Annotated in this window: 21 protein-coding genes; 9 read left to right on the top strand and 12 right to left on the bottom strand. The window is 70.7% G+C overall.

Translation table 11 applies throughout. The features are described from left to right. Positions 1–34 precede the first annotated feature (34 nt). A complete protein-coding gene (locus ACWC5C_RS03790) occupies positions 35–436 on the bottom strand; it encodes a MarR family winged helix-turn-helix transcriptional regulator (RefSeq protein ID WP_450873399.1) in 402 nt (133 codons plus the stop codon). 136 nt (positions 437–572) lie between these two features. Here ACWC5C_RS03790 and ACWC5C_RS03785 point away from each other — a divergent pair, with 136 nt between their 5' ends. Beyond that, positions 573–764, top strand: coding sequence for a hypothetical protein (locus tag ACWC5C_RS03785; RefSeq protein ID WP_450873984.1), 192 nt, complete (start codon positions 573–575; stop codon positions 762–764). 78 nt (positions 765–842) lie between these two features. Then, positions 843–1,220 carry a DMT family transporter gene (locus ACWC5C_RS03780; RefSeq protein WP_450873397.1) on the top strand — a complete coding sequence of 126 codons (378 nt, stop codon included), beginning with the start codon at positions 843–845 and terminating at the stop codon, positions 1,218–1,220. A gap of 10 nt (positions 1,221–1,230) precedes the next feature. Here the strand turns inward: ACWC5C_RS03780 and ACWC5C_RS03775 are convergent, their stop codons facing one another. Then, the gene (locus tag ACWC5C_RS03775; RefSeq protein ID WP_450873395.1) at positions 1,231–1,812 is read right to left on the bottom strand and encodes a MarR family winged helix-turn-helix transcriptional regulator; all 582 of its coding nucleotides are present in this window, start codon (positions 1,810–1,812) and stop codon (positions 1,231–1,233) included. 68 nt (positions 1,813–1,880) lie between these two features. On the opposite strand from ACWC5C_RS03775, the gene ACWC5C_RS03770 reads away from it, so the two are divergent. From ACWC5C_RS03770 to ACWC5C_RS03760, 3 genes are all read left to right on the top strand, one after another. After that, positions 1,881–2,600 carry an SDR family NAD(P)-dependent oxidoreductase gene (locus ACWC5C_RS03770; RefSeq protein ID WP_450873393.1) on the top strand — a complete coding sequence of 240 codons (720 nt, stop codon included), beginning with the start codon at positions 1,881–1,883 and terminating at the stop codon, positions 2,598–2,600. A 204-nt stretch (positions 2,601–2,804) separates the two neighbouring features. Then, positions 2,805–3,635, top strand: coding sequence for a SigB/SigF/SigG family RNA polymerase sigma factor (locus tag ACWC5C_RS03765; protein WP_450873391.1), 831 nt, complete (start codon positions 2,805–2,807; stop codon positions 3,633–3,635). Positions 3,636–3,677: 42 nt separating this feature from the next. After that, positions 3,678–4,229, top strand: a complete 552-nt coding sequence (locus ACWC5C_RS03760) for an N-acetyltransferase family protein (protein WP_450873982.1) — start codon at positions 3,678–3,680, stop codon at positions 4,227–4,229. Here the strand turns inward: ACWC5C_RS03760 and ACWC5C_RS03755 are convergent. Both ACWC5C_RS03755 and ACWC5C_RS03750 read right to left on the bottom strand, forming a co-directional pair. Next, positions 4,226–5,086 (bottom strand): class I SAM-dependent methyltransferase, encoded by an 861-nt coding sequence (locus ACWC5C_RS03755; protein ID WP_450873390.1) that lies wholly within the window; start codon positions 5,084–5,086, stop codon positions 4,226–4,228. The genes ACWC5C_RS03760 and ACWC5C_RS03755 overlap by 4 nt on opposite strands. A gap of 7 nt (positions 5,087–5,093) precedes the next feature. Then, a complete protein-coding gene (locus tag ACWC5C_RS03750; protein ID WP_450873980.1) occupies positions 5,094–5,645 on the bottom strand; it encodes a peroxiredoxin-like family protein in 552 nt (183 codons plus the stop codon). A gap of 138 nt (positions 5,646–5,783) precedes the next feature. On the opposite strand from ACWC5C_RS03750, the gene ACWC5C_RS03745 reads away from it, so the two are divergent. Then, a complete protein-coding gene (locus ACWC5C_RS03745) occupies positions 5,784–6,413 on the top strand; it encodes a TetR/AcrR family transcriptional regulator (protein ID WP_450873388.1) in 630 nt (209 codons plus the stop codon). Here the strand turns inward: ACWC5C_RS03745 and ACWC5C_RS03740 are convergent. Next, positions 6,400–7,020 carry a TetR/AcrR family transcriptional regulator gene (locus tag ACWC5C_RS03740; protein WP_450873386.1) on the bottom strand — a complete coding sequence of 207 codons (621 nt, stop codon included), beginning with the start codon at positions 7,018–7,020 and terminating at the stop codon, positions 6,400–6,402. The two genes, ACWC5C_RS03745 and ACWC5C_RS03740, sit on opposite strands and share 14 nt — an antisense overlap. A gap of 273 nt (positions 7,021–7,293) precedes the next feature. Between ACWC5C_RS03740 and ACWC5C_RS03735 the strand changes: the two genes are divergently transcribed. Both ACWC5C_RS03735 and ACWC5C_RS03730 read left to right on the top strand, forming a co-directional pair. Continuing rightward, on the top strand, positions 7,294–7,923 hold the full coding sequence (locus ACWC5C_RS03735) for an MSMEG_1061 family FMN-dependent PPOX-type flavoprotein (RefSeq protein ID WP_450873384.1): 630 nt from the start codon (positions 7,294–7,296) through the stop codon (positions 7,921–7,923). 22 nt (positions 7,924–7,945) lie between these two features. Beyond that, complete coding sequence (locus ACWC5C_RS03730; protein WP_450873382.1) at positions 7,946–8,881, top strand: PDR/VanB family oxidoreductase; 936 nt, start codon at positions 7,946–7,948, stop codon at positions 8,879–8,881. Positions 8,882–8,906: 25 nt separating this feature from the next. Here ACWC5C_RS03730 and cas2e read toward each other — a convergent pair whose 3' ends face one another. The 7 genes from cas2e to casA all read right to left on the bottom strand — a co-directional run bounded on the left by cas2e (position 8,907) and on the right by casA (position 18,327). After that, the gene (gene cas2e, locus ACWC5C_RS03725; protein WP_450873380.1) at positions 8,907–9,269 is read right to left on the bottom strand and encodes a type I-E CRISPR-associated endoribonuclease Cas2e; all 363 of its coding nucleotides are present in this window, start codon (positions 9,267–9,269) and stop codon (positions 8,907–8,909) included. Then, positions 9,266–10,243: a type I-E CRISPR-associated endonuclease Cas1e gene (cas1e, locus tag ACWC5C_RS03720; RefSeq protein ID WP_450873378.1), complete on the bottom strand. Its 978-nt coding sequence runs from the start codon at positions 10,241–10,243 to the stop codon at positions 9,266–9,268. Before cas1e ends, cas2e begins: the two co-directional genes overlap by 4 nt. Beyond that, the gene (gene cas6e, locus ACWC5C_RS03715; RefSeq protein ID WP_450873376.1) at positions 10,240–10,992 is read right to left on the bottom strand and encodes a type I-E CRISPR-associated protein Cas6/Cse3/CasE; all 753 of its coding nucleotides are present in this window, start codon (positions 10,990–10,992) and stop codon (positions 10,240–10,242) included. Before cas6e ends, cas1e begins: the two co-directional genes overlap by 4 nt. Then, complete coding sequence (gene cas5e / locus ACWC5C_RS03710) at positions 10,992–11,684, bottom strand: type I-E CRISPR-associated protein Cas5/CasD (RefSeq protein WP_450873374.1); 693 nt, start codon at positions 11,682–11,684, stop codon at positions 10,992–10,994. The genes cas6e and cas5e overlap by 1 nt, the downstream gene beginning before the upstream one ends. Further along, positions 11,681–12,910, bottom strand: a complete 1,230-nt coding sequence (gene cas7e / locus ACWC5C_RS03705; RefSeq protein ID WP_450873372.1) for a type I-E CRISPR-associated protein Cas7/Cse4/CasC — start codon at positions 12,908–12,910, stop codon at positions 11,681–11,683. Before cas7e ends, cas5e begins: the two co-directional genes overlap by 4 nt. A 90-nt stretch (positions 12,911–13,000) precedes the next feature. Further along, positions 13,001–13,711 carry a type I-E CRISPR-associated protein Cse2/CasB gene (gene casB, locus ACWC5C_RS03700; protein ID WP_450873370.1) on the bottom strand — a complete coding sequence of 237 codons (711 nt, stop codon included), beginning with the start codon at positions 13,709–13,711 and terminating at the stop codon, positions 13,001–13,003. Beyond that, complete coding sequence (gene casA, locus ACWC5C_RS03695) at positions 13,708–18,327, bottom strand: type I-E CRISPR-associated protein Cse1/CasA (RefSeq protein ID WP_450873368.1); 4,620 nt, start codon at positions 18,325–18,327, stop codon at positions 13,708–13,710. Before casA ends, casB begins: the two co-directional genes overlap by 4 nt. A gap of 633 nt (positions 18,328–18,960) precedes the next feature. Between casA and ACWC5C_RS03690 the strand changes: the two genes are divergently transcribed. Next, complete coding sequence (locus tag ACWC5C_RS03690) at positions 18,961–19,626, top strand: hypothetical protein (RefSeq protein ID WP_450873366.1); 666 nt, start codon at positions 18,961–18,963, stop codon at positions 19,624–19,626. The last annotated feature ends 27 nt before the right edge of the window (positions 19,627–19,653 follow it).

Genomic DNA, 19,653 nt, shown 5'->3' with positions numbered 1-19,653 from the left:
TTGGCCCGCCGCGCGGTGGCGTGCGCGGCGCGGCTCAGAGGGCGCTGCGCAGCGCCTGTACGGTACCGGCCAGCTCCGGGGTGGCTCCAGCGGTGTTCAGTGCCGCGCTGAGGACCTCGGAGTAGGTGCCGCGCGCGTCGGCGTAGCGCTGCCTGCCGTCGTCGGTGATGACCGCGTAGACACCGCGTTTGTCGTCGGGGCACAGGTCGCGGAAGGCGAACCCGGCCGAGAAGAGGCGGCCGACCAGCCGGGTCACCGAGCTTTGTCCGAGGCCGACTTTGTCGGCGAGTTCCTGCATGCGCAGCTCGCCGTCGCTGGCTTGGACGAGACACTCCAGGGCGCGGAACTCGGAGAGCCCCATGCCGTGCTTGCGCTGCAGGGCCTGGGTGAGCTGATGCTCCACCTGTGCGTGCAGGGTGAGGATCCGGCCCCACATGGCCTGGTCGGACGAGGCGGCCGACGCGTAGGAGACCGTCTTCCGATGGGGCGGAGCCTCGACGCCCGGACCGCGCCGACCGTCGTTCCTCTGAAAGGACCTCCCCGCGCACTGGCTCTACCTCGCCGTCGCCGTCATCTTCGAGATCACCGTCGCCATCGCGGCCGGTAAGGCCGCGGGCTTCACCAACCGTCAGTGGACCATCGCGACCCTGGTCAGCGGTGCCATCGCGACCTACTTCCGCCAGCGCCTGAACTGGCGGAAGGCGCTGGGCATCGCCGTCGTCATCGCCGGGGTCGTCGGCCTCCAGCTCAGCGGTGGCGCCTGAGCCTCCCGCCACCACCTGACCCATCCCCGCGAATTCCCGCCAACTCCCGCGAATTCCCGCGAAAGGACACTCACGGACATGCCCAACCCCAGTAACAACCCGGCTCAGGCCTGGCTCATGCTCCTCCTCGCCGGAGGGTTCGAGGTCGGCTACGCGCTCTCCGTCGGCGGCAGCGAGGGCTTCACCCGTCTGACGTGGTCGCTGGTCGCTGTCGTGTTCTTCCTGCTGACCCTCTACGCGCTGAGCGTGGCGCTGCGCACCATCGACGTCGGCATCGGCTACGCCGTCTGGGCGGGCATCGGCGCGGTCGACGCGGCGGTCCTCGGCCCGGCCTTCTTCGACGAGACGCTCACCGGGGCCAAGGCCCTGTGGCTGGGCGTCATCATCACCGGAGTGGTCTGGCTCAAGCTCGCCGACCGTACGGAGAACACCGAGGAGCCGGTGGCGGCGCCGTAGCGGTTCGGCGTCACTCCTCGCCGACATGGGTGATCCGGCTGTCGCCGAGGCGGTGCTGTACGTCCTGGAGGAGGCGGCGCAGCAGCGAGGTGAGGTGGGCCTGCTCGTCAGGGGTCAGACCGTCGATCAACTCGGCCTCGCGGCCGAGCACTTGGTCGACGGTCGCCTCGACCAGGTCGTGGCCCGCCCGGGTCAGCGTGACCTCGACTGTACGGAGGCGGCCGGGGACGGCCCGCCGGGTGACCAGCCCCTCGCGTTCGGCGCGGGTGGTGCGTTGCGAGACGGCGCCTGCCGTGACCAGGGAACGGCGGCTCAACTCGCGGGTGGTGAGCGTGTACGGAGGTCCGCTGCGGCGCAGGACGCTGAGCAGGTCGAGGGTGGCGGCGTCCACCCCGGCCCGATTGAGGACCCGGCGCCGGTCGTCGCCGAAGAGCTTGGCCAGCTGCCAGACCGGCGTGACGATTTGGATCGAGGAGACCGGGGTCCCGGGCCGCTCCCGCTCCCAGGCCTCGGCGATGTCCCGCGCGAGGTCGGGCCCGGTGTCGTCCGCCCGCTGCCCGTCGTCGCCCTCCACCTTGGGTTCGTTTGCCATGGTGCCTCTCCCGAGTTAACGTTTTTAGGTCTAAATTTAGGCCTGAACATGCGATGGGAGTCCAGCTTATGTCACGCGACGTTCTGATCACCGGCGGCGGTACGGGCATCGGCCGCGCGATCGCCCGGCACTTCGCGGAGCAGGGGGAGCGGGTCATCGTCACCGGTCGCCGCCCGGGCCCGCTCAAGGAGCTGGCGGACGAGACGGGCGTCCGCGCCCTGGTCTGCGATCACACGGAACCCTCGGCCCTCACCGAGCTGCTGGCCGAGCTGCCCGACCGGCTCGACGTGCTCGTCAACAACGCCGGAGGCAACACCGACTTCGACGCCGACGGAAAGTCGGACCTCGCCTCCTACGCCCGTGACTTCCGCGCCAACCTCGACGCGAACCTCGTCACCGCCGCGCTGACGACACGGTGCGTGGACGACCGGCTCGCCTCCGGCGGCGCGGTCGTGCACATCGGGTCGATCGCCGCCGACCAGGGAGCCGGTGCCTACGGCGCGTCCAAGGCCGGACTCGCCACCTGGAACCTCGACCTGGCCGCGCGGCTCGGCCCGCGCGGCATCACCGCCAACGTCGTTTCCCCCGGCTACATAGCCGACACCGAGTTCTTCCGCGACCAGCTGGCGAACGAGACCCGCGAGCGGCTGATCGCCTCCACCGCCACGGGCCGCCCGGGCTCGCCCGAGGACATCGCGGGAGCGGTCGCCTTCCTCACCTCCCCGGCGGCCCGCCACATCACGGGCCAGGTGCTGAACGTGAACGGAGGTGCCCACACAACCCGCTGATCAGACCCGGTAGCCGGAGAAGTCGGCCAGGTCTTCCGCGCGGGAACGGTTTGACGTCAGCGCGCCGGGCTAGAAGAGTCAGTGATCGAGGTGCTTCGGAAAGCAGGCACACCTGGCGGGAGCCGCGCGTACGCGCAGTGGGCCCCAGATGTGCCGTGTTGGCTTCCCGCTCTGCTGAACAGCGACGAGCAGGGAGCAGGACAGATGACACTGACGAGCACCACACCCGCGCGCACCCGTCATCGTCACGACGACGCCCCCGACACCGCGGCCGACTTCGAACGGCTGGCCGCGGCCCCCGAGGGTCCCGAGCGGGACCTCCTGGCCGAGGAACTGGTCGCGGTCTGGCTGCCGATGGCCCACCGCCTCGCCGGTCGCTACCGCAACCGGGGCGAGAACCTGGACGACCTGAAGCAGGTCGCGGCGATGGGCCTGGTCAAGGCCGTAGACCGCTACGACCCGCAGCGCGGCGGCCCGTTCGAGCCGTACGCGATCCCCACGATCGTGGGGGAGCTGAGGCGGTACTTCCGCGACTGCAGCTGGGATGTGCACGTTCCCCGGCGGGTGCAGGAGCTGCGGAACAAGGTCCGCGCCACCCTCCAGGAACTGGCCGCCACGGCGGGCGCCGACCGTTCCCCGACGGTGGCGCGGATCGCCGAGGCCGCCGGTCTGGACGAGGAGGACGTGCTCGCCGGCATGGAGGCCATGGACAGCTTCCGTTCCCTGTCCCTGGACGTCGAGCTGGCCGGTTCGGACGACGGCTACTCGCTGGCCGACACCCTCGGCAGCCCCGAGGCCCGCTACGAGACGGTCATCGCCCGCGAAGCGGTCAAGCCCTGTCTGCACCGGCTCCCGGAGCGCGAACAGCACATCCTCTACCTGCGGTTCTTCCGCGACATGACCCAGGCCGACATCGGCGAGGAGCTGGGCATCTCCCAGATGCACGTCTCCCGCCTCATCTCGCGCAGCTGCCGTACGATCCGCGAAGAGGTCGAAGCCGAGCCGCAGCCCCACCGCATCCCGGCCGCGGCCTGAGCCCCCGCGCCCGAGCCGAAGGTGACTCTCCTCTTGTCTGCGATGCCTGAGAACCCGTCCGTGGGCCCGGACCCCGAACGGGCCCACAGCACCCTCATCCGTCCGGCGACCCGCGCCGACCTGAGGGCCGTGGCCGACATCTACGCCCACTACGTCCAGCAGACCGTGATCACCTTCGACAGCACTCCGCCCACCGTCGCCGACTGGGAACAGCGGCTGGACGCCTTCACCGGTCGGGGCCTGCCCTTCCTGGTCGCCGACGTGTCCGGGGGCGGGGCCGGGGCCGTGGCCGGGTACGCGTACGCCAGTCCCTGGCGGCCGAAGCCCGCGTACCAGTACACGGTGGAGGACACGATCTACCTGGCCCCCGACGCCACCGGCCGGGGGCTGGGCAGCGCCCTGCTGGAGTCCCTCATCGCCGAAACCACCCGGGCCGGGAAGCAGCGGATGATCGCGGTCATCGCCGACACCGGGAGCGATGTCTCGGCCGCGCTGCACCGGCGCTTCGGCTTCACCGACGCCGGGCGGCTGACCGCCGTCGGCCACAAGCACGGCCGGTGGATCGACACGCTGCTTCTGCAGCGGTCGCTCTAGCGGGACGCCAGGAGCCCGTACAGCAGGGGGATCCGGGGCTCCGGGAGCTGCCACCAGCCGGAGGGGGTGCGGGTCATCTGGGGCCAGCGGGGCCAGGGGAGTTCGGGGCTTTCGCGGAGGCGGCGGATGCTCAGACCCGCTCCGGTCAGGGCGTTGACGACATCGTCCAGGCCGTGCATCCACTCGTAGCTGTCGGTGGCGCCCTCGACGGCCGGGCCGTCGGTGTAGGTGTGGGTCGCGTCGCGGTGTACGGGGCCGGAGCCGCCCAAGTAGTCGTGGCGGAGCAGGAGTTCGGGGCCCTCTCCGGGGGCGGGCTTCGGGCCCAGGGCGTTGAGGAGCGGGTGGAACTCCACGACGTACAGGCGGCCGCCGGGGCGCAGCAGCTCGGCGATGACACCGGCCCAGCGGTCCAGGTCGGGCAGGTAGCACAGGGCGCCCTTGCCGGTGTAGACGACGTCGAAGCGCCGTCCGCCGAGGGCTTCCACGGCGTCGTACACATTGGCCCGTACGTACGTCACGTCGAGGCCCGCGCGCGCCGCGATGCCGGTCGCCGCCGCCACGGACGCCGCGGAGAAGTCGAGGCCGGCGGTCCGGGCCCCGCGCTGTGCGAAGGCGATCGTGTCCGTGCCGAGGTGGCACTGCAGATGCAGTACGTCGCGATCGGCCAGCTCGCCGAGGTCGTCCCACTCCCAGGGGGCGAACCAGCGGGACGGGTCGGGCGCCTCGCCGACGTCTTCGGTCCCGTCGGCCGCGTCGGCCCCGTCCAGCCCGTAGAACCGGCTGGCGAGGTGGACGGGGGTCCGGGCATCCCAGTTCGCCTGGTTGGCCCGCATCATCCGCTCGTACGCGTCGGTCATGGGCTCACTATGGCAGGATCCGCGACGCCAGCAGCTCGTCCACCGACCACTGGTCGTACGCGTGCTCGCCGTACTTCGCGGCCAGGACGGTCCCGTCGGGGGCGATGAGGAAGTCCGCGGGGAGGCCGAGGCGGCCGTGTGGCTGGCGCCGGGACGGCAGGCCTTCGCGCCCGCGCGCCAGCATCGCCGTACTGCGCAGAAGCGCCCGCAGTACGGGAAGCCACGCCCGGGGGTCCAGCAGCGCGCGGGGCGCCGACTCGACGCCGAACTCGGCGTACAGGCGCTTGCCGGGATCGGCGATCAGGGCGAACGGAAGCGTGTCCGCGTACGGCCGCAGCTCGTCGGCGGGGGAGTGGAAGACGGCGACCTCGCGGATGCCCGCAGCCTCGATCTCGGCATGCCGGACGGCTATCGAACGCAGGTGCAGATTGCAGACGGGGCAGCCCGAGAAGCGGCGGAACTGCAGGTGGGTGAGGCGTCCGTCGGGCGCGGGGACGGTGAGCGCGGGTCCGGTGACGGGGCTCAGCTCGCGGGCGGTGACCTGGTCGCCGGGGCGCAGGACCGTGCGTGGCCGGGACGTGCGTTGCAGGGGTGTGCATTGTCGGGGCGTGCGGGACTGGGACATGCGGTTCCCCCCTCCGTAGGCGTATGCCGTACACCTAAGAGCGTAGGCGTATGCCGTACGCTGTCAACCCTCATGCCACGACCCCGCTCCCTCACCCCTGGGCAGATCTCCGCCGCCGCGCTGACCGTCATCGACCGCGACGGGCTCGCCGGGCTGTCGATGCGTACGGTCGCCAAGGAGCTCGGGCTGAGCACGATGGCCCTCTACCGGTACGTTCAGGACCGCGATGAGCTGGAGCGGCTGGTCGTCGAGTTGGTGCTCGGCGCCGTCGACACCGAGCCGCCGCCACCGGACGAGCCATGGCGCGAGCGCGTCGAGGTCATGATGCGGCGCCTGCGCAACGCCGTGGGCGCCCATCCGGAGGTCGTCCCGCTGACGCTCGCCCACCGCCACCGTTCCCCCAGTGTGCTGCGCCACGCGGAGACCGTGCTCGCCATCCTCACCGAGGCGGGCTTCACGGGCGAACGGCGGGTCATCGCGCTGCGCAGCCTGCTCGGTTACGTCATCGGGGCAATCCAGCTGGAACACCTCGGGCCGCTGTCCGGCGAGGGCACGGTCGCCGTCGCCGCCCTGCCGCCGGACGAGTTCCCGTACATGAGCGAAACCGCGCGGCACGCGCGGAGCGTCAGCGCCGAGCGGGAGTTCATCGGTGGACTCACCGTACTGCTGCGCGGACTGCGCCCGCCGCCTAGCCGAGGGTGAGGTAGCGGGTGATCATCGCGACGAGTTCGTTCTCCAGCCGGGTGGGATCGACGGAGTGGGGCGACGCGATGAGCTGGTGGATGAGCAGCTCGACCGAGGCCACGATGAGCCGGGCGGCGACGTCGGTGTCCTCGACCCGGGCCTCGGGGTGGCGCTCCAGCAACTCCCGGGTGTAGTCGATACGTTCCCGCTCGTGCTGGGCGACTCTCTCCAGCAACTCGGGCGAGCGTGGCGCCTGTTCGTACATGACGCGGAGCAGTTGCGGGTCGTCGACGTGGTTCTCGATCACGGTGCGCACGATTCCCCGGATGATCTCCTCAAGGGATTCGGGCTCCTCTTCGTCCAGACGGTGCCGGGTGGCGGCCTCCCCGGCGTCGAGGTGACGGGACGCCAACTCGACCAGGATCGCGTCCTTGTTCGGGTAGTACTGATACAGCGAGCCGATCGAGATCCGGGCCTGCTCGGCGATGCGATTGGTGGTCCCGGCGGCGTAGCCGTACTCGGCGAAAACGTGAGCAGCGGCGGCGAGGATGCGCTGCCGGGTGAGTTCGGCTCGGGCCTGGCGTGGCTGTTTACGTGGCTGAAGTCCACGGCGGCCTGACGTCATGACACCTCCTGGACGACCCCGCGAAAGCGAGTGGCGCAGAACCTGAATGATTACTCACAATGATGCCATGAGCTGCGGCTGAGCGGTGACGACCGCCAACGGCGGCCCTGCGGACGCGCGCCGGGTCCGTAGCCGGACGTCGCCACCGGAGAACGCCACCCGAGGACGTCACCGGAGAACGTCACCGGACGACGCCACCGGAGAACGCCACCGGACGACGCCACCGGAAACGCACCCGCTGTGCCCTGCCCACCCATTCCGGAAGGAGCCGCCATGACGCAAGCCCCTGCCCGCCCCCGGCGGGTGTCACCCGCCGAGGTCCGCGCCCGGCTCGGGGAACCCGATGCCATGACCGAGGCCAAGATCCTCGACCGTATCGACGACCACTTCCGCCGCTTCATCGCCCATTCGCCCTTCCTGACCCTCGCCACCGCGAACGCGGCCGGGCGCGCCGACTGCTCACCCCGCGGTGACTACCCGGGGTTCGTGAAGGTCCTCGACGACCACACCCTCGCGCTCCCCGACCGGCCCGGCAACAAGATCGCCGACTCGTTCCGCAACCTCGCCGAGAACGACGGCGTCGGGCTGCTCTTCCTCATCCCCGGAATGCGGGAGACGCTGCGCGTCAACGGCCGCGGCTATCCCACCGACGAGCCCGATGTCCTGGCCCGGATGCGGACCGAGGCCAAGGCACCGGACCTGGCGATCGTCGTCGAGGTCGAGGAGGCCTACTTCCACTGCGGCCGCGCGCTCATCCGCTCCCGCCTGTGGGACCCCGCGAGCCAGACCCTCGCCGACGAGATGCCGTCGTTCGGCGAGATCGCCGCCGCGCAGTTCGGACTCGCCATCGACACGGAAGTCCTCGACGGCATGCTCCAGGACGGCTACCGGAAGCTCTACTGACCACGCCACAAGGTGAACACCGATGCAACAGACCCAGCAGACACACCAGACCCAACACACCACCCTCGACCACATCGAGCAGGCAGCCGAGGGCGTCGTCACCCTCGTCCTGCGCGGCGCCACCGGCCCGCTCGCGCCCTGGGAACCGGGAGCCCACATCGACCTGGCCCTCCCGAACTGGCTGACCCGGCAGTACTCGCTGTGCGGGGACCCGGCGGACCGTGACACCTACCGGGTCGCCGTACGGTACGACCCCCTCAGCCGGGGCGGCTCCGAGTACATCCACCGCTTCCTGCGCCCGGGCCGCACCCTGGAGGTGTCGCTGCCACGGAACCACTTCCCGCTCGTACCCGCCCCGGAATACCTCTTCCTCGCGGGCGGCATCGGCATCACCCCCATCCTGCCGATGCTGCGCGCGGCGGCCGCGACGGGCGTCCCGGCGTCCCTCGTGTACGTAGGCCAGTCGCCCGCCACCATGCCCTTCGCCGACGAACTGCGCACCCTCCACGGCGACCGCGTACGGATCGTCGCCACCCGCCACCACGGCAGACCGGACCTCACCGCCCTGCGTGCCGCGCTGGCCCCCGACACCCTGATCTACTGCTGCGGCCCCGCGCCGCTGCTCGCCGAGGTGGAGGCCACGTTCCCCGCCGAACGCCTCCACGTGGAGCGATTCCACCCGCTGACCAGGACGTTCGCCCCCAACACCCCGTTCGAGGCCGTATGCGCCCGGTCCGGACGCACGGTCCAAGTACCCCCCGACGAAACCCTGCTGGACGCCCTGACCCACGCCGGATACCCGGTGCCGTCCGGCTGCCGCGAGGGCGTCTGCGGAAGCTGCGAACTCACCGTCATCGACGGCGCCCCCGACCACCGCGACGACATAGGCGCCCCCGCGAACCGCATATACCCCTGCGTATCCCGAGCCCAGTCCCCCCGCCTCGTAGTAGACCTCTGACCGCCCCCTCGGGCAGTTCCCGCAGCTATCGGCCGCCGTACCTCCGCCGCTTGGACGCCTTGCTCCAGCCTTGGCGCGGGACTTCCGAGCGTCGCTGCGGGGTGCGCGGGGCGTTGGGGTTGGGGCGGTGGATGAGGGTCAGGCCCTCGTGGTCGGTGGGGTGCCACGTGTGGTCGTGGGTTTCGAACGTGTAGCCCTGCTCGTTGTTGGTCTGGTAGGCGAGCAGCGCGCGGCCCTGGCCCGCGTACTGGCGCACCTCGTCCCAGAGGGCTTGGCGTACGCGGGCTGAAGGCGAGCCGAGGAACACGCCGGGGGAGATCTCCAGGAGCCAGCGGGTGAGGAAACCGCGGAGTCCGGCCGGGCAGTTCGTCAGGACGATGACGGTCACCAGATGATCTCGTCGCCGTAGTTGCGGCCTCCCTCGACGTGGAGGTCGCCGTCGGACTGGAGGGTTACGCGGTCCTGCGCGTCAGCGTCAGCGACAGCGGCAGAGGCCGCGTCCGTGGTGTCGCGGGTGCCGTCGTAGCCGAGCAGGTCTTTGATGTCGCGTACACAACGGTCCAGCAGGTTCGTCTCGTTGATGCGATCCCGGAACATCCGGCGGGTGCGGGTGGCGACATCCGCCTCCCCCTCGGCCGCCGCGTCGAAGGCCGCCGGGATGGCGACGTCGGTCTTGTAGAAGTCGGCCACGTCCAGGACGAAGGACCGCTCATGGCCGGAGTGGACGAAGCCGAGGCCGGGGGAGCAGCCGAGGGCCGCGACGACGGCGTGCGCGATGCCGTACATGCATTGCGCGGCCGCCGTGATGCCCTGGTTGGGGGCGTCCCCGGCCGAGAAGTCGGCGCGGTGGTATTCGCGGCGGCGCCACGGCACGCCGGTGCGGGCGGACTCGCGGCGGTAGCAATCCTTGAGGCGCTTGCCCTCCATGGAGAGCAGCTGCTGCCGGGTGCGCTCGGCGGGGTCGTCGTCCGGGAAGCGCAGCCGGTACATGGCGCGGGCGACCTCCAGCCGGGTGCGCCGGTTCGCCCACGCGGTGGCCTGCGCCTCGACCAGGCCGGAGGAACGGGTGAGGGCCCGCCCACCGGCGTAGTAGCGGACTCCGTATTCGCCGACCCACGCCACACCTGCCCCCGAGTCGCCCAGGACGGACATCGCCTGGTGGGTGATCCGGGTGCCGGGGCCGAGGAGCAGGGTGCCGATGGTGGCGGAGGGAATGTGGGTGACCCCGTCCGTGTCCTCGGCCGTGATCGCGTTGGAATCGCGGTGCACGGTGCACCGCTCCAGGTAGACGAAGGAGAGCCGGTCTCCGATCCGGGTGAGTTCGCGCGGTGACGAGGCGCCGCGGCGGCTGACGGTGCTCATCGCACACCCGAGCCCGAGGTCGAACCCGAACCCGAGCCTGACGGGGCGAGTGTCATCAGCCCGCAGCCGTACGCCTTGGACTTACCCAGGCCGCAGGTGAGGGTGCGGCGGAAATCATCGGGGTCGGTGACGCGCAGACGGCCGTCGAAGGTGACCCTGGTGAACCGTACGTCGTCGCGGCCCGCCTTCGCCGGGGGCCTGCGGAACTGCAGCGGACGCTGGTCCCGGACGATCAGCTCGTGCTCGTCGCCCCGCTCCAGCAGACGGCGCTCCACCGGCTTCTGGACGACCTCGAACCCCGCACGGTGCTGCCGCTGCAGCAGCCACCGCATCTGGTGGTACGGCGTCTGGTGCGCGGCGCGCTTGGTGCGCTCGCCTTCCTTGTCGTCCTCGCGGCGGATGTGGTGGACGGGGTTCGCGGTGAGCCTGAACGCCCAGGTGTCCCCTTTGGCGAGGGCGTCGAGGAAGTCGCCGTACGCGAAGGTCGTCCAGCACGGCTCGTCCGCGGCAGGCCAGCCCGCCTGGTCGACGAGATGGGTCAGATCGGGCTTGGCCGGGCTGACGATGAACAGCAGCGTCTCCGCCGGACCGTTGCGGTCGACACGCCACAGCACCCGGGGGCCCGATCCGTCGCGGGACGGCGGCTCGGGGAAGGACATGTTCACGGCGCCGTGCAGCATGTGGGGCGAACCGAGCAGCCGCCGGGTGTCGGAGCGCCCGGTGTTGAGGCGGAAGCGGGTCAGATACATCAGGGGTTCCTCGGTGCGGCGGGCCGAAGCAGGGTGGTCGGATCATGGGGCTGGGGCAGCGGAGTGTGATAGCTGCGGACGCCCCGTAGCCCGTACTGCCGATGGCGCGGGTCGAAGCTCAGCGGGATATCGCGCAGCGTCATCTCCGGGGCGTGTCCGGGAGGACAGTCGAGCAGCAGCTCCAGCCGATCCGGCCGATGTCGCTCGCGATACCACTCGGACGCCTGCCAGTCGGCCTCGACCAGTGCCTGTTCGAGGCCGGTCTCCCGGGGCGGACCCATCGTGACCGGCCGGGCGGGAGGGCAGGAGCGGCGCCCGAGGTACGGCAGGAACACGGGGTCGTGCAGCGCCTCGTGCAGCCGGTGGATCAGCCGGGTCTCACCCTTCACCCCGGCCACGAACACGGCGTCCGCGAGATAGAAGCGCTCCGACAGCGGCATGGCCTTGCCGGTGTCGGCGTGGTGTGCGGTCTGGAAGTCCCGTAGCCGGGTGCCGGGCTGGTCGATGCGTACGCCGAATTCCAGCGCGGCCAGGTCGGACAGGTCCGCGTCCCGGTCACGCCCGAGGGCTCCGGCGAGGAGTCCGACGACACCGCTCTTGGTGGGGGCCCGTTCGGTGGTGCGGCGGGTGAAGCGGGCCGCGGATCCCCATGCCTGAAGGGGGCCCGCGAGCCGCAGCAGCAGCACACTCATGCCACGGACTCCGGCGCGTCCTCCGGGTCGGGTTCCAGCCGCGCGGCTACGGCATCTCCTACGGCCGTCACCAGCTCGGCGAGCCCCACCTCCTCGCCCAGCGCGGCGAGGGCCTTCGTCTCTTCGCCTACCCGGAGCACCCAGCTGTGCGCTTCGCCGGTCAGCCCGTACGTGTTTTCCAGGTCGGGCACGTACCGCGCGAGCTGTTCGCAGCTCTGGAGCAGAAAGCCTCCCGACTCCGCGGCGGGCACCGGCCGCTCGAACGCGCCGACGAAGCTGATCGGGCGCCGTGCGCGGAGCTTGACGATCACCGCGGAGGGGAGAGTGTGGTTGCCGAAGGTGTTGATCTTTCCGGTGGGCAGGGAGGTGATGAAGCCTTCGAGGAAGGCGGCCACGGCCCGCCGGGTGGGCTCGGCGGGCGACTGGCCGTCGCGCAGACCGGTGCCCAGGTTTTCCTGGAGCCGGTCGACATCGACCGCGGCATAGCGGTAGAGCGTGGCGGAGTTGAAGTCGACCGAGCCGATCATTCCGGCGCCCATTTCGGCGTCGGTGTTCTTGTCATCGACGGCGGTGAAGTAGTCCGACTCGACTTCCACCGCGTGCACGCTGAGGGCGTGGGCCACCTGTGCGGCCGCATCCACGTTGAGGTCGGTCGCGTCCGCCACCATGCGGCCGAAGAGCGCGATGTCCACGGAGTGCTGGGTGTCGACCAGTTGCCGGGCGCGGGACTTGTTCTCCTTGGCCTTCAGGAAGTCCTTGAGCGCTGCGAGGTCGCCGCCCTTGCCGCCCTCGACCGCCAGCTCGGCGAGCCCCCGGAGCTGGCGCGCGCTCAGGAACATCAGGTAGGCGGACTCCGGAGCGGCCTTGCTCTGGTCGTCCTCGTCGCCCTTGGCCTTGCGCTTCGGGACCTCGATCTTGGAGCCGGTCGCCGCCCGCATGGTCTCCGCGGCCAGTTCGTACGCCACCCCGGGAGTCAGGGACGCATCCAGGGCGGCGATCCGCCCGGCCAGCACCTCGGCGACCTTCTTCGTCCGCACGCCCAGCTCGGAATCGTCCAGCAGACCGGAGAACGCCTTGCGGGTGGCGCGCTTCCAGGCCTGGCTGGAGACGCGCGCCCGTCGCACGCCGCCGTAGACGGCGGACTTCGGCGTGCCGGTGTCATCGCGGTTGAGGTTGCTCGGCGGGACGGTCTGCAGGATGTGGATGTCGAGGATGGTCTTGGTCACGAAGACTCAGTTCCTTGTCGTGGTCATAAGGTGACGGGGCTGACGCGGCTGACGGGGCCGACGAGCCTACGGGGGCTCACGGGGCGAGGGTCACTCGCCCGACACGTCGTCGTACGCGTCGTCGGCGTGCGCGCCGCGAGGGGCGGCGAGATGGAACTCCCGCCCCCACTCCCGTCGCACGGCGGCCCGTTCCGGGAGCGACTGCCAGCGGTAGAGCTGATCCGCGAGCCGTGCGTAGTCGAGCGGCAGCTTGACGTCCCGGAGGAGCAGCACGATCTCCCGTAGCCGCACGGCGACCGACTCGAGCGAGGTGGCGGTGCCCACCCGTACGAGGCGCTTGCGGACCGGTCCGTTCGGGTCGTCATCGGCCCGCGACGTCCCTTCGTTCTTCTTCCGCATCAGACCTCGGACCGCGCGGCCCAGCGTGCCCTCGGGGTGGTGCATATCGTGGTCGCGAACGGACTGCTGGTGCAGGGCCCAGAGCGTCACCGCCAGATACACCGCCTCCTCGGCGTGCTCGCGCCGCACCCGCGTGGCGCCATCGGCCAGGATGTCGGCCAGTTCGTCCAGACCGCCGAGCCCCCAGTGGTCCTGGACCGCGTGCGCTGTGCGCCCGGCGCCGCGCCGCAGCCTGGCCACTTGGGCCACGGCTGCGGGATTGTCCTGGCGGTAACGGCGCTGGAGACGTGAGATGCAGCGGGCCGCGGCCCGTCCGGCCGGGCCGGGGGTATGGCGGGGACCGGGCGCGGACGACTGGGGGGTGGGCTGCGCGGGCTCGGGCCGTTCAGCGGTCGTCGTCATGCCGTGGGCTCCGTCGAGTCGTCGGGATCAGCGGGCGGGGGCGCGTCCCCGGGCCCCTGGGAGGACGGGGCGGCGGGCAGCACCTTGTTGAGGCTGCTCCGGAACCACAGGTCGGCGCGGGAGTCGTCGACCCAGCGCTTGCCGACCCGGGGGACCTCGACCACCCGCCCCTCCGCCGCGGCCGGGCCCGCCGCGTCGAGCAGGCGCCGACCGAGGCGGCGGAGGATGCCGCGCGCCGTGGACCGCCACTCGGCGCGCGCCGCCACCGGGTCATCGCTCGTTCTGAGCCTTTGAAGCCACTGCCGGTACGGACCGTCCAGTTCCCCGAATCCCAGGTCGCGGGCGGCCGCCGTGCCCGGCGCCGGGTCCTGTCCCGCGGCGCGCGCCAGATTCCCGGCGAGGTGCCCCAGCGCGGTCACGCCCCGCTCGGCGTCGGCGACCGCGGCGACTGCCATCGCGCCGTGCAGCGGATGTTCCTCGTGCAGCAGGATGACCGGCAGCGTGACCCCGTCATCGATCACCTCGTCCACGACGGACTGCTGGGTGCCGTACACCGCCCCGATCAGGCGCGTACGGATCAGGGCGTCCTCCGAGAGCGCTCCCTCGGTGGTGAGCATGGCCAGCCACTTCACCACCCCGGCGGGCAGGCTCTGCGGGGTGCCCCGCCCGGTGGTGTCCGTATCCGACCGCTGGGCGAAGAGCAGGCTCGCCAGGCCGCGCCAGGCGGCGCGGCCGGGGTCGTGCTGGCGCGGCATATAGACCAGCGGGCGGCCCTGCTTCTTCTCCTGGGCCGCGCTGCGCCGCCAGCCCGTCATCGGCTCCCGCTTCCAGCGGTCGTGTGGCGCGAGGGGGTCGCCGTAGCCGAGAACGACCCCGGTGACGGCGTCACCTTCGGTGTGCAGCAGCAGCCGTCGGGACTGCCAGGTGTACAGGTCGCGCGGGCCGGAGGGCCCACGTGAGCCCTGGCCCTCCGGCCCCGGGCCGAGCGGATCACGGCGCCAGACCGGCAGGTCGTTCTTCCGGTCGGTGACCAGGATGTCCTCGTCCAGCGCGATCAGATTCAACAGCAACGTCTCGCGCAGCGTGCTGCCTTCGGCGAAGACGCCGCCGAGGTTGCCCGCCCAGCCGACGCCCAGCGGATAGACCTTCCCACCCTTCGCCCGGTCGTCGTCCACCATCCCGGACTTGATCCCGGACGAGTCGAAGGCGTGCGTATGCACAAGCCAGCGGGCGGCCTCGGCCAGGCCGAGCCGGTCGACGCCCGGTCGGCGCATCGCGAAGAACTGCTCGCCGTTCGGGACGTCGGCGACGATCCGGTTCAGCGAGGCGACCTCGTTCTTCGCCGTGTGCAGCCCCGCGACCTGGAAGAACGGATGCTTGGGGTGCAGAAGGTCGAAGCGATGACGGTGGCGGTCGAGGTAGTCCGGTACGGCGGCGAAGGTGTCGGCGCCCTCCGTCTGCCACAGCTTCTCCCAGTCCTCCATCTCCACTGGCCCGTCGACCGCGTCGTGGAGGATCGCCAGAAGCAGTCTGAGCAGGGCGAACTCCTGGGTGGGCAGATCACCCACCAGACGGCACAGCTCATGTGCCTGGCGGAACACCTCCAGCAGCGACAGCTCCACCGTGGTCCCGTCGAAGCGCTGCGCCGGGATCCAGGGCCGCGAGACCAGATCGAAGGCGGGCCCTACCGTCTCCGCGCGCTCCGCTTTCGCGTCGTCTGCCGTACCGATCGGAGTTACGCGGAGCCCATCGGTACGGCTGTAGGTGAGGTCGAAGCCGGTTAGCCTGGTCCGGCAATCCTCGTCGAGTACGAGCAGCAACTCGCCTGCCAGCCAGGGGCATTCCTTCACCTGCCACGCCGGAACCACGAACCGTTCCAGCTCGGCGATGGTCCGGCCGATCGCCCACTGTTTGCAGAACTGCCAGGGCAGGGTCAGCGCGCTCGCGGCGACGGCCTCGGCCGCCCGGCGCGTCGGAGGCGTGTGTTCCGGCAGATCCAGACCACCGCGCCCGCCGTCCAGCCACCCGACGGTGGTCAGCCGACCGTCCCGCTGCCGCTGGACGACCAGGACCTCCAGACTCTCCTCGCTGTCCCGCACCTGGGCACGCCCGGTGAGGGTGTCGTCCACGTCCCCGGCGTTGGCGTCCAGCCAGCCGAACACCGGCCGCCCGGCGCGGCGGACGGGCCCCAGCCGGAAGGTCTCGGCCCGGTCCTGCTTTCTGACCATCTGGGCCTTGTACGCCCGGTGGCCGTCGTCCAGCGCGGTGGCCCAGTGCGCGGGGCCGACCGTCTGCTCTCCGTACGCGGCCTGGACCAGCGGACTGATGTGGTCCGGCAGCACCAGCGGTTCGCCGTCCAGATGGGGACCGAGGACGGCGAGCGCCCGGAGCAGGGTGTGCGTCCCCTGGTAGACGCCGAGTGATCCCTGCACGGGCTCGGGAGGGTCGGCCTGCCAGCCGACGCCGGTCACCAGGCAGCGGGCCTGGGCGAGACGGGCGGGGCGGGTGCGCGGGTGGCGGTGGAGCCGTCCCATCCGCTGAAGCATGAGGTCGACCGGGGCGAGGTCGGTGACCAGGAGGTCGAAGTCGATGTCCAGCGACTGTTCGACCACCTGGCTGGCCACGACGATGTGCGGCCCGGCGGGACGGTCGCCGGTCGGCCCGAAACGCTGCCGCAGCTCGGTGTCGTTACGCGCCCGGTCGGCGGCCAGGAACCGGGAGTGCGCCACGGTCACCGCGTCCGTGCCGAAGTGCTCCCGTAGCTGCTCGGCCGCCTCCAGTACCCGGTCGACGGTGTTCCGTACGACCAACGCGCAGCCGCCGTCGCGCAGTTCGCGCTCCAGCCGCTGTGCGAGCTGGGGCAGATCGTCGTCCAGCCTCTCCAGCCGTACGTCGGTCCGACGCCCGGAGGCGGCGGGCGGCCGCGCCGTCAGAACCGCCGAACCGGGCGCCGCGGCGGTGATCAGTGGGTACGCGTCCTCGGGTACGTCCGGTGGCTGTCCGCTCTCTCCGGAGTACGCCGCGGCGAGTTCCCGTCTGCGCTCCGCGGGCAGGGTCGCGGACAGCAGGACGACGGGCACCCGGTAGGCCGCCAGCCACTCCAGCACGCGGTCGAGATACGCGTTCATATAGGCGTCGTACGCGTGGACCTCGTCGATGATGACGACCTTGCCCGCGACCGCGAGATGCCGCAGTGCCAGATGTCTGGTCTTCAGCCCCGCGAAAAGCACCTGGTCGATGGTGCCCACGGCGAACGACGCGAGCAGGGCCTTCTTGCGTCCCCTCAGCCACTGGTGGGCGTGGAGCCCGGCTGGGCTGGACCTGCGGGCCTTGCCCGGTGCGGGGATCTGGTCCGGGCTGTCCGGCTCCACCGCCATGATCTTGCGATGTCCGGCGCGTATGAGCCCTGCCCAGAGGTCGTTGAGCGCCGACTTGGCGTGCGCCAGGACGACGGATCGGGGGCCGTCGGACGGCAGGTGGTCCAGCCAGTTCAGCAGGCGGGGGAACATGGCATCACTCGTCGCCCGTGTCGGCAGCGCGACCAGGCACCCTCCGGCTCCGGTTCTGGCGCCCAGGATCTCCGCCGCCGCGAAGGCCGCTTCCGTCTTCCCCTCGCCCATGGGCGCCTCGACGATCAGCAGCCCGGCGGCGGGCATCCGCCGCGCCATCCGCACGGCCTCCGCCTGCACCGGCCTGACCTCGGCGCCGTCCGGCAGATCGAAGCGCTCTGTGAACAGCTCTTCCGCCGACAGATCCGGCTCCGCGAGCGCCCATGGCCCCGGCAGATCCAACCCCGCCCACGCGGCCTCCAGCCGCCGCGCCTCTCCCTCCGCGCTGTGCGGTGGCGCCCACGACGCGGGGTCGTAGGGGAACAACTCGGCTGAGCTGGCGATCCAGTCGGCGACGATGACCAGCGCGGTCAGCACCACCTGCACGGGCTGCGGCAACCGCACCGCCTGCCAGTCGGCGAGCCGGTCCTCCACCTGCGCGAGCTGCGCGCAGGCGTCCATCAACTCGTACTGCGCCGCACGCCACTTGGCTTCGCTTGCGCCGGGGGTGCGGAGCAGATGCGGGTGCAGGCGGAGGTCATGGATCTGCTGATGCTCAGGCGGCGTCCCATGATGCCCACCCACCACGACGGCGAATTGCCCGGATGCCCGACTGCTCCACCCAAACCGCTCGGCCAGCCACTCCTGCACCAGCAACTGCCCGGCCAGCCCGTGCGGCGCCATGCGCCGGTCGACGGTGATCTGCCTCTGGTCCGGCATATCCAGCCCCACCGAACGCATCCGTTGGGCCAGACCATCCACCTGGCAGGCGAAGGCCGGTGTCGCCTTGCCGATGTCGTGCGCGGCCGTCGTGAAGACCACCACCCGCCGCGCATCCTCCGCCCCCTGCGGCAACCCCTCGGCGACAAGCGCCTTGACGTTCCCCGGAACCCACTCGTCCCACAACTTCCCCGCGACGGCCGCACTGTCCGACATATGCCGCCACAGCGGCAGCCATTCGTCGGTCGTCCGTTCGTGCTTGCCCCACGCCCGCCGTGCGGCGGGGGACAAGCGCCCGAATGGCACCCCGGGGGTGGGGCGATCTTGAGTCATGGCGGTATTTGACATGACGGAGCCTTGAACAGTGAGCGATGTCCCGAAAGGGGACATGGAACGACCGAGGTTGTCGAGAGGCGATCGAATTTGGTCTCGCAGTGGCCAATCGAACGCATGATTAGTGCGCATCTTCGACCATGGCCGTAAGCCTGTTCTTACGGCTCTATCGATGCTCGGGAGCCCACACCGGCCGCAGCAACCCCTTGAGCGCCTCCCGGGGGCCAGCCCCGCGTGCGCGGGGACCACTTTCCTTGCTCCAGATATGCTGAATGGCGGGAGGGACCCCGCGTGCGCGGGGACCACCAGTAGCCGGACTGCGGGACGGGGCGGATGATGGGACCAACCCCGCGTGCGCGGGGACCACCGGGGTCCGCGGCATTCCGAAGAGCGGTCTTCGGGACCAACCCCGCGTGCGCGGGGACCACAGGAGCTGACCTGGGGCTTTATCTCGCCGAGTGCTTGATTTCAATCACTTCTCTAAAAACCGTCAAAGCGGGCCTTCCTCTCGAAAGGTGTGAACTACTCAGCGCTGTCCCGGTCATCGAGGCGCCGCGATCTCGTTCTGATTATCAGGGAAGCGGTCGCGTCGGGATTGCCCTTCCGTCTCAGCAGTCGAACCGACGAGGTCGACAACCGGGGGCACTCATGAACGAGACTTTTGCCAGACGTATGACTGGTATCGCAGGCATCTCCACCGCTGCCGCCATCATCATCGAAGTGCCCCTGTACTTCATCTACTCGGGTCCCCCGCCGGATTGGAACGTCCTGACCAGGCTGCTGATCGGGATTGTCGCGCTCGCGTTCCTGATCGTGTTCGTGACGGCTTTTCGTGAACTGGTGAAGCGGGTGAGCCCTGGGTATGAGTGGGTGGGCTCGATTGCCTTTGCCACGGGAATGGTCTACGCGACGGTCACGCTGGTCTCCAGCGGTCTGGAAGCCGGTGCGGTCATCGCCACCGATCGCCGTATCGATCCGACCATCGCCGTCAGCGGCACGTACATCCTCTACGGGTCGATCTCCCGCCTCATGCTGGCGTTCTTCCTGGCCTCGGTGGGTTACGCCATCGCCCGTACGGATCTGCTCCCGCGGTGGGTGGGTCGGTCGGCGTACGTCCTGGCGGGGGTCAACTTGGCGTTCGTGCCGTCTCTGTTCTTCGGCAATACCCCCGCGAACTTCTACGCGGCGAACGGCTGGGGCACCACCGCCCTGATGGGGGCGATCTTCAGCTACTGGCTGCTGGCCGTGGGCATCTCCACCTATCGCAGCGCCACGCGCCTCGCTGCGACCGGGGCACCGATGCTGCAGAGCTGACGCCACACGGAAGGTAGTTGTGGCACC

The sequence above is a fragment of the Streptomyces sp. NPDC001700 genome (genome assembly GCF_053596435.1).
Note: the sequence above shows the minus strand (reverse complement) of the source record. Positions and strands in the feature narration are given on the sequence as shown.

Bases quoted from the DNA above. Each gene is read 5' to 3' on its own strand.
- ACWC5C_RS03790 (WP_450873399.1), bottom strand. From the start codon at position 436: ATGTGGGGCCGGATCCTCACCCTGCACGCACAGGTGGAGCATCAGCTC.
- ACWC5C_RS03780 (WP_450873397.1), top strand. From the start codon at position 843: ATGCCCAACCCCAGTAACAACCCGGCTCAGGCCTGGCTCATGCTCCTC.
- ACWC5C_RS03775 (WP_450873395.1), bottom strand. From the start codon at position 1,812: ATGGCAAACGAACCCAAGGTGGAGGGCGACGACGGGCAGCGGGCGGAC.
- ACWC5C_RS03770 (WP_450873393.1), top strand. From the start codon at position 1,881: ATGTCACGCGACGTTCTGATCACCGGCGGCGGTACGGGCATCGGCCGC.
- ACWC5C_RS03765 (WP_450873391.1), top strand. From the start codon at position 2,805: ATGACACTGACGAGCACCACACCCGCGCGCACCCGTCATCGTCACGAC.
- ACWC5C_RS03760 (WP_450873982.1), top strand. From the start codon at position 3,678: ATGCCTGAGAACCCGTCCGTGGGCCCGGACCCCGAACGGGCCCACAGC.
- ACWC5C_RS03755 (WP_450873390.1), bottom strand. From the start codon at position 5,086: ATGACCGACGCGTACGAGCGGATGATGCGGGCCAACCAGGCGAACTGG.
- ACWC5C_RS03745 (WP_450873388.1), top strand. From the start codon at position 5,784: ATGCCACGACCCCGCTCCCTCACCCCTGGGCAGATCTCCGCCGCCGCG.
- ACWC5C_RS03740 (WP_450873386.1), bottom strand. From the start codon at position 7,020: ATGACGTCAGGCCGCCGTGGACTTCAGCCACGTAAACAGCCACGCCAG.
- ACWC5C_RS03735 (WP_450873384.1), top strand. From the start codon at position 7,294: ATGACGCAAGCCCCTGCCCGCCCCCGGCGGGTGTCACCCGCCGAGGTC.
- ACWC5C_RS03730 (WP_450873382.1), top strand. From the start codon at position 7,946: ATGCAACAGACCCAGCAGACACACCAGACCCAACACACCACCCTCGAC.
- cas1e (WP_450873378.1), bottom strand. From the start codon at position 10,243: ATGAGCACCGTCAGCCGCCGCGGCGCCTCGTCACCGCGCGAACTCACC.
- cas6e (WP_450873376.1), bottom strand. From the start codon at position 10,992: ATGTATCTGACCCGCTTCCGCCTCAACACCGGGCGCTCCGACACCCGG.
- cas5e (WP_450873374.1), bottom strand. From the start codon at position 11,684: ATGAGTGTGCTGCTGCTGCGGCTCGCGGGCCCCCTTCAGGCATGGGGA.
- casB (WP_450873370.1), bottom strand. From the start codon at position 13,711: ATGACGACGACCGCTGAACGGCCCGAGCCCGCGCAGCCCACCCCCCAG.
- casA (WP_450873368.1), bottom strand. From the start codon at position 18,327: ATGTCAAATACCGCCATGACTCAAGATCGCCCCACCCCCGGGGTGCCA.
- ACWC5C_RS03690 (WP_450873366.1), top strand. From the start codon at position 18,961: ATGAACGAGACTTTTGCCAGACGTATGACTGGTATCGCAGGCATCTCC.